The 7,018-nt window shown below is 63.2% G+C and carries 6 protein-coding genes; 3 read left to right on the forward strand and 3 right to left on the reverse strand.

What is annotated here, in order from left to right; genetic code table 11:
* Positions 1-41 precede the first annotated feature (41 nt).
* Both ppx and AC3VI7_RS06300 read left to right on the forward strand, forming a co-directional pair.
* Positions 42-1,526, forward strand: a complete 1,485-nt coding sequence (gene ppx / locus AC3VI7_RS06295; RefSeq protein WP_489669694.1) for an exopolyphosphatase — start codon at positions 42-44, stop codon at positions 1,524-1,526.
* A gap of 54 nt (positions 1,527-1,580) precedes the next feature.
* The gene (locus tag AC3VI7_RS06300) at positions 1,581-1,961 is read left to right on the forward strand and encodes a hypothetical protein (protein ID WP_489669687.1); all 381 of its coding nucleotides are present in this window, start codon (positions 1,581-1,583) and stop codon (positions 1,959-1,961) included.
* Here the strand turns inward: AC3VI7_RS06300 and AC3VI7_RS06305 are convergent.
* The 3 genes from AC3VI7_RS06305 to AC3VI7_RS06315 all read right to left on the reverse strand — a co-directional run bounded on the left by AC3VI7_RS06305 (position 1,958) and on the right by AC3VI7_RS06315 (position 5,451).
* Positions 1,958-2,431: a SixA phosphatase family protein gene (locus tag AC3VI7_RS06305; protein ID WP_489669688.1), complete on the reverse strand. Its 474-nt coding sequence runs from the start codon at positions 2,429-2,431 to the stop codon at positions 1,958-1,960. The two genes, AC3VI7_RS06300 and AC3VI7_RS06305, sit on opposite strands and share 4 nt — an antisense overlap.
* Before the next feature lie 16 nt (positions 2,432-2,447).
* Positions 2,448-4,541 carry a polyphosphate kinase 1 gene (gene ppk1, locus AC3VI7_RS06310; RefSeq protein ID WP_489669689.1) on the reverse strand — a complete coding sequence of 698 codons (2,094 nt, stop codon included), beginning with the start codon at positions 4,539-4,541 and terminating at the stop codon, positions 2,448-2,450.
* 61 nt (positions 4,542-4,602) lie between these two features.
* Positions 4,603-5,451: a GNAT family N-acetyltransferase gene (locus AC3VI7_RS06315; RefSeq protein WP_489669695.1), complete on the reverse strand. Its 849-nt coding sequence runs from the start codon at positions 5,449-5,451 to the stop codon at positions 4,603-4,605.
* A 131-nt stretch (positions 5,452-5,582) separates the two neighbouring features.
* Between AC3VI7_RS06315 and mpl the strand changes: the two genes are divergently transcribed.
* Positions 5,583-6,950, forward strand: a complete 1,368-nt coding sequence (mpl, locus tag AC3VI7_RS06320; protein WP_489669690.1) for a UDP-N-acetylmuramate:L-alanyl-gamma-D-glutamyl-meso-diaminopimelate ligase — start codon at positions 5,583-5,585, stop codon at positions 6,948-6,950.
* Positions 6,951-7,018 lie beyond the last annotated feature (68 nt).

Consider the following 7,018-nt stretch of genomic DNA (forward strand, 5'->3'; position numbering starts at 1 on the left):
CAAGGCCGGGTGCTATGCTGCCCGACCCAACGCGCAAAGCCATGCAAAACGACCTCCTTCTCGCTGCCATCGACCTCGGCTCCAACAGCTTCCGCCTCGAAATCGGCCGCCATGCTCACGGCCAAATCCAGCGCACCGAATACCTCAAGGAAACCGTGCGCCTCGGCAATGGGCTTGACGCTGAACGCCAGCTCACCCCTGAGGCCATGCAGCGCGGCTGGGACTGCCTCGCGCGCTTTGGTGAGCGCATTGCAGGCTTCGACAAGAAGCAGGTGCGCGCCGTGGCGACCCAAACCCTGCGCGAAGCGCGCAATCGCGACGAGTTCTTGGCACGCGGCAGCGAGTTGCTGGGGTTTTCCATCGACGTCATCCCGGGCCGCGAAGAAGCGCGCCTGATCTATCTGGGCGTCGCCCACCTGTTGCCGCAATCGAATGAGCGCCGCTTGGTGGTGGATATTGGTGGGCGTTCCACCGAAGTGATCTTGGGCCAAGCCTATCGCTCGGAACAAGTCGAGTCGTACCGCTTGGGCAGCGTGTCATGGTCGATGAACTACTTCCCCGACGGCCAGTTCAGCGCGGCCGCTTTTGAGCGCGCCGAGATCGCCGCCAAGGCGGTGCTCGACGAAGCCGCCGTGAACTATCCGCGCAACCGCTGGGACGTGGCCTACGGTTCCTCCGGCACCATCGGTGCAGTGGGCACCGTGCTGACCGCCGCCGGCTGGCCCGAGGGGAGCATCACCCGCGAAGGCTTGGCTTGGCTGCGCGAGCGCCTTATCAAAGCACCGAGCATGGACCGCTTGCGGCTCGAAGGCCTCAAAGAGGATCGGCGCGCCGTGATTGGCGGCGGCTTGAGCGTCTTGAGCGCGGTCTTCGACCTGCTTGACATCCGCGAGATGCAAGCCGCCCAAGGCGCGCTGCGCCAAGGGGCGCTCTACGACTTACTCAGCCGCGAGCACATCGAAACCGATGTGCGCAGCACCACGGTGGCCGTGCTGGCCCGCAAATTTGCAGTCGATGCCGCCCAAGCTCAGCGGGTGGCCACCGTCGCCACCCAACTGCTCAGCCAACTGGATCTGGGCCCGGTCGAGAACCCGCGCTCAGCCCGCAAGCTGGGCTGGGCGGCGCAACTGCACGAAATTGGCTGCCAGATCGGCCACAGCAGCTATCACCGCCACGGGGCCTACATCCTCGACCACGCTGATGCGCCCGGCTTTTCGGTGGCCGAACTGCACCGCCTGAGCCAACTGGTGTTCGGGCACCGTGGGCGGCTGAAAAAGCTTGATCCCGCCCCCCAAGACCCGGCCTTTTGGAGCCAGATCCTGTGCCTGCGCTTGGCCGTCATCCTCTGCCACGCTCGGCGTGATCCGGTGATTCAAGACTTGGTGCTAACGTTGGATCCTCACCACCACACCCTGCGCTGCCCGGCGAACTGGACGCGCAGTTTTCCGCAATCGGCCCATTTGTTGCGCGAAGAAGTGATGGCTTGGCAAAAAATGCCCTGGGGGTTCAGCTTGGCGATGGCATGATTTAAACGATATATACGGTTTATACTGTTTATATCGTTTTAAGAAAGCTCCATCATGCCCAAGACACTCAGCAAGTCCGTGCCTGCCGCGCCCATCGCGGCTCCTGAAGCCAGCAAGCCCGCGCCGCGCGCGCGCAAGCGAGTCGCCAAGCCGGTGGTGATCGTGCCCCCGGTCGAGACCCCCCCCTTGGAGGCCACCTTGGCCGACAAGGCCAAAAAGCCCAAGCTGGTGCGCGACAGCTTCACCATCCCCAAGGGCGAGTACGCCGTGCTCGATGCCTTGAAGCAACGCGCTGCCGCCTTGGCTCAACCGGCCAAGAAAAGCGAAGTGCTACGCGCGGGCATCAAGGCCTTGGCGGCCCTGTCGGACGAGGCCTTTTTGGCCGCCTTGCGCGATGTGCCCGCCATCAAGACCGGCCGGCCTGAGTCGGCTTAGAGCGTCTCGGGCAGCATCCCGGGGGATTGCACGCTCAGCAGCACGGTTTGGTTCACACCGCCGCGCTGGCGACTGCGTAGCCACCAGACCGCGCCCTTCTTGACGCAACACGCGCCAGCTTTGCAGCCGATGAGCTGGCCGATGGCTTGGCCCAGCGTGGGTTGATGGCCGACGATCAGCACGGTTGAGGGCAGGTTCGGGCCTTGGGTCAGCGCCAGCAACTGCGCCAAGCTGGCCGTCGGGGCCAGCTCAGCGTGTAGCTTGAACGGTCGATCCAAAGCCAACGCCGTTTGCTCGGTGCGCCGCGCGGGGCTGGCAAGGATGCGGGTATCGGCGGGTAAATGACGATTCAGCCACAGCGCCATCCGGGCCGCCTGCTGCTCACCTTGCGGGGTGAGCGCGCGCAGCAAATCGCTGCCGCCCTCCAAGGCGTCGTGGGCTTCGGCGTGCCGCCAGAAGATCAGATCCATCGTGGTTCTCGGGTCGTCATGCCGCACTGCTCGTGGGACCATAAAGGGCCATCAAAGCCGCTTGGGCACTGTGGGGCGAGGCATCTTCGGCGTTTCTGACGCAGGTGTAGCGCCCGTCAGCCCCCAAGTTCCACGCATCTTGGGTATCGGCCTGATAAGCCACCAAACACTCATCAAAGATGCGTTGGCGCAGCCGAGCATCGGTCACCGGCCAAGCCAGTTCGATGCGACGCAGCATGTTGCGACTCATCCAGTCGGCGCTCGACAAGTACACGTCTTCTTCAGCGCCAGCGCGGAAATAAAACACCCGGGAGTGCTCCAGCAAGCGGCCGATCACCGAACGCACCTGAATGTTGTCGGTCACACCGGGCACCTGCGCGGGCAACATGCAGGCCCCGCGCACGATCAAGTTGATCTTGGCCCCTTGCTTGCCCGCTCGGATCAAGGCGTTCATCAGCCCTTCGTCGGTGAGCGCATTCATCTTGATGACGATGCGAGCATCCTGCCCCTGCGTGGCCGCCAGTCCAACACGCTCGATCTTCTCGATCATCTTCTTGTGCAGATAAAACGGGGCCAAGAGCAGCTTTTGCAGCTTGGGCAGCCGCATCTGACTGGCCAGATGCATGAAGACGTGATCCATGTCGGCCACAAGGGCCTCATCGGCGCTCAGGTAACTGAAGTCGGTATAGAGCTTGGCGGTGCGCGGGTTGTAGTTGCCGGTGGAAAGATGGCCGTAGCGCTTGAGCACCTTGCCTTCACGCCGCGTCACCAAAAGCATTTTGGCGTGGGTTTTGAGGCCCACCACGCCGTAAACCACCTGCGCGCCAATCGACTCCAGCATCTCGGCCCAGTTGATGTTGGCTTCTTCGTCAAAGCGCGCCTTGAGCTCGACCACCGCCGTGACTTCCTTGCCACGGCGCACCGCCTCGCGCAGCAAGGCCATCATTTCTGAGTCGGCCCCGGCACGATAAATGGTTTGCTTGATCACCAAGACCTGCGGGTCGTGGACCGCCTCGCGCAGGAAAGCCAGCACGCCATCAAAGGTTTCAAAGGGCTGGTGGATCAGCACATCGCCTTGCTTGAGGCGCTGAAAAAACGATTGGCCCGGCGTCAAATCCTGCGGCCAGCTCGGCTGATAAGGCGCAAACAGCAGCGCAGGCTCGCTCACCAAGTCGATCAACTGGTTGGTACGCACCAAGTTCACGGGGCCATGCACGCGGTAAAGCGATTGCGGCGGGAGGTCAAAGTGCGTCAGCAGAAAGTCGGCCAAATATTCGGTGCAGCCGGCCGAGACCTCCAGCCGCACCGCCTCGCCGTAATGGCGGTGTTGCAAGCCTTGGCGCAGGGCGGTGCGCAAGTTCTTCACATCCTCGTCATCCACCGCCAAGTCGGAATGGCGTGTGACGCGGAACTGCGAGAAATGGCTGACCTCGCGGCCGGTGAACAAATCGACCAAATGGGCGCGGATCACGCTGGAGATCGACACAAACAGATGTTTGGTCGTCGCACTGCCCTTGAGGCTGGCGGGCATCTTGATCATGCGCGGCAGCACGCGCGGCACCTTGACGATGGCGATATCGTTGTCGCGCCCAAAGGCATCCTTGCCGCTCAGATGGACGATGAAGTTGAGCGACTTGTTGGCCACCTGCGGAAAGGGATGGGCGGGGTCCAGCGCCACCGGCACCAGCAAGGGCCGGACTTCGCGCTCAAAGTAGTCCTTGACCCAACGGCGCTGCGCGGCATTGCGCTCCCCATGGGCAATCACGCGGATGCCTTGCTCTTTCAAAGCCGGGATCAAAGCCTCGTTGTAGAGGCTGTACTGGCTATCCACCAGGGTATGCGCAGCTTGGGAGAGGGCGTCGAAAGCAGCGGCCGCGCCGTGCGAAGGTTTGCCGCCTACACCGCGCAGCGTGGCCAAGCTGGCCGCCACCCGGAGCTCAAAAAATTCGTCGAGGTTGGAGGAGACGATGCACAAAAAACGCAGCCGCTCCAGCAGCGGCACCTCGGGCCGTCGGGCCCAATCGAGCACCCGCTCGTTGAAGGCAAGAATGCTGTGGTCGCGATCCAAGAAAGGATGCGGCGGGGTCGGGTCGGGTCGGGAGACGCTCATGGCATCCTGTTAAAAATAGGCACGCGAGTGTCACCAATCTGCGTGACAAAACGGTGACAACTCAGCGCAAGAAGTGCTTGCGATAGCGGGCCGGCAGATCATTGATGCGCATGAACATGGGCAAATCAGCGGTGTTGAAGTCTGGATCCCATGCCGGCGCACCCAGCACTTTGGCCCCCAAGCGCAAGTAGCCCTTGATCAAAGCCGGCGGCTCGACCTGCGGCCCACCCTTCGCAGCCCAATGATCCAGCGGCAAGGGCAAGCGCGGACGCACTTGCAGCTCGACCGGGGCCAGATGGGTTTGGCGCAACTGCTCCCAAATGCTCGCTGCCGCTTGGCCGCCCATGATGCCGTTGTGCTTCATGGGAATGCTGGCGCAGCCGATCATGCTGTCGAACTGGTTGCGCACCATGAATTCAGCCAAGGCCCCCCAAAGCGCCAAGATCACGCCGCCATGGCGATGGTCGGCGTGTACACAACTGCGGCCCAGTTCGACCATGCGCGAACGCAGTGCCCACAGGCGCACCAGATCGAATTCGGTATCGCTGTACGTACCGCCCACACGGCGGGCCTGCGCCGGGGTGAGCAGGCGATAGGTGCCAATCACCTCTTGGCTGGCGACATCGCGCACCAAGAGGTGTTCGCAGTAATCGTCGAAGAAATCGATGTCGTGGTTCTCGACCGGCGTGGTCAGCCGAGCACCCATCTCGCCCGCAAAAACCGCGTACCTCAGACGCTGGGCTTCGCGAACTTCATCCTGATGCTTGGCCCAAACCACCTCCAAAGGGCCGCCCTGAGGGCTTTGTGCGGTTGTTGAATGCATCGGCGCAGCCAGGCCGCTTGGATGAAGTGACCTCCGAGGCAACATATCGGATGACAGCGGCAGCATGGGGTTGGGCAGTTCACTCATGTCGATCTCCTCGGTGGTTTCGACGCGAGTCTGCGGGGCCACCATGACACGCCTGTGGCAGTTTGATGACCGTTGCGTGACACCGGCCAAGTCGCACGGGGCCCTTCATCGGCGCTCCGTAAAATGCCCCGATGCACATCCATATCCTCGGAATCTGCGGCACCTTCATGGGCGGTGTGGCCGCCCTCGCCCGTGAAGCTGGTCACCGCGTCACTGGCTGCGATGCCAACGTCTACCCACCCATGAGCGATCAGCTGCGGGCCTTGGGCATCGAGCTGATCGAAGGCTTCACGGCCGATCAGTTGGCCTTGAAACCGGATCTGTTCGTCATCGGCAACGTGGTCAGCCGTGGCAACCCGCTCATGGAAGCCATCCTCGACGCAGGCTTGCCCTACACCAGCGGTCCGCAGTGGCTGGCTGAACATGTGTTGCAAGGCCGCCATGTGCTGGCCGTGGCCGGGACGCACGGCAAGACCACCACCACCTCGATGCTGGCGTGGGTACTGGAGGCCGCCGGTTTGCAGCCGGGCTTTTTGGTGGGCGGCGTGCCGCAAAACTTCGGCGTCTCGGCCCGACTCGGCGGGAAGAGCGCGCCCTTCGTCATCGAGGCCGACGAATACGACACCGCCTTTTTTGACAAGCGCAGCAAGTTCGTTCACTACCGGCCGCGCACCGCCATCCTCAACAACCTCGAACACGATCACGCCGACATCTTTCCCGATCTGGGCGCGATCGAAACCCAGTTCCACCACTTGGTGCGCACCGTGCCCGCCAGCGGTCGGCTGGTGGTCAACGCCCGCGAGGAAAGCTTGCAGCGCGTCTTGGCCCGAGGATGCTGGAGCGAAGTGATCCGCTTTGGCGGCAAGAAAGAAGAGCCCGGCACATGGCGCGCCCGGGGCGAGCCGCACACCTTTGAGGTGCTGCGCAGCGGCCAGCAAATCGGCCGGGTCGAATGGAGCTTGCTGGGCGAACACAACCAGCTCAACGCTTTGGCCGCGATGGCCGCCGCCGAGCATGTGGGCGTGGCCCCCACCAACGCCGCCCGAGCGCTGGGTCAGTTCCAAAACGTGCGCCGCCGCCTAGAGCTGCGCGGTGAAGCCGACGGCGTCAAGGTCTACGACGACTTTGCCCACCACCCCACCGCCATCCACACCACCGTCAACGGCCTGCGCCGCAAAGTCGGGGCCGGCCGCATCTTGGCCGTGTTCGAGCCACGCTCCAACACCATGAAGCTCGGCACCATGAAGGCCCAACTGCCTTGGGCGCTCGAAGAAGCCGATCTGGCCATCTGCCACAGCGGCGGTTTGAGCTGGAACGCCGCCGAAGCCTTGGCCCCCATGGGCACCCAAGCCAAGGTCTGCGACAGCATCGACAAAACCATCGCCACCACCCTCCAACTCGCCCGCCCCGGCGACCACGTGCTGTGCATGAGCAACGGCAGCTTCGGCGGCATCCACAGCAAGTTGCTCGACGCCTTGGCTGCGCGGCGGGCGGGCTGAGCGACTTTTGACCGTTCGGGCTGAGCCTTTTTTGCCCGTTCGCCCTGAGCTCGGTCGAAGGGCCGGTG

The organism is Leptothrix toolikensis (SeqCode), from assembly GCF_057922285.1.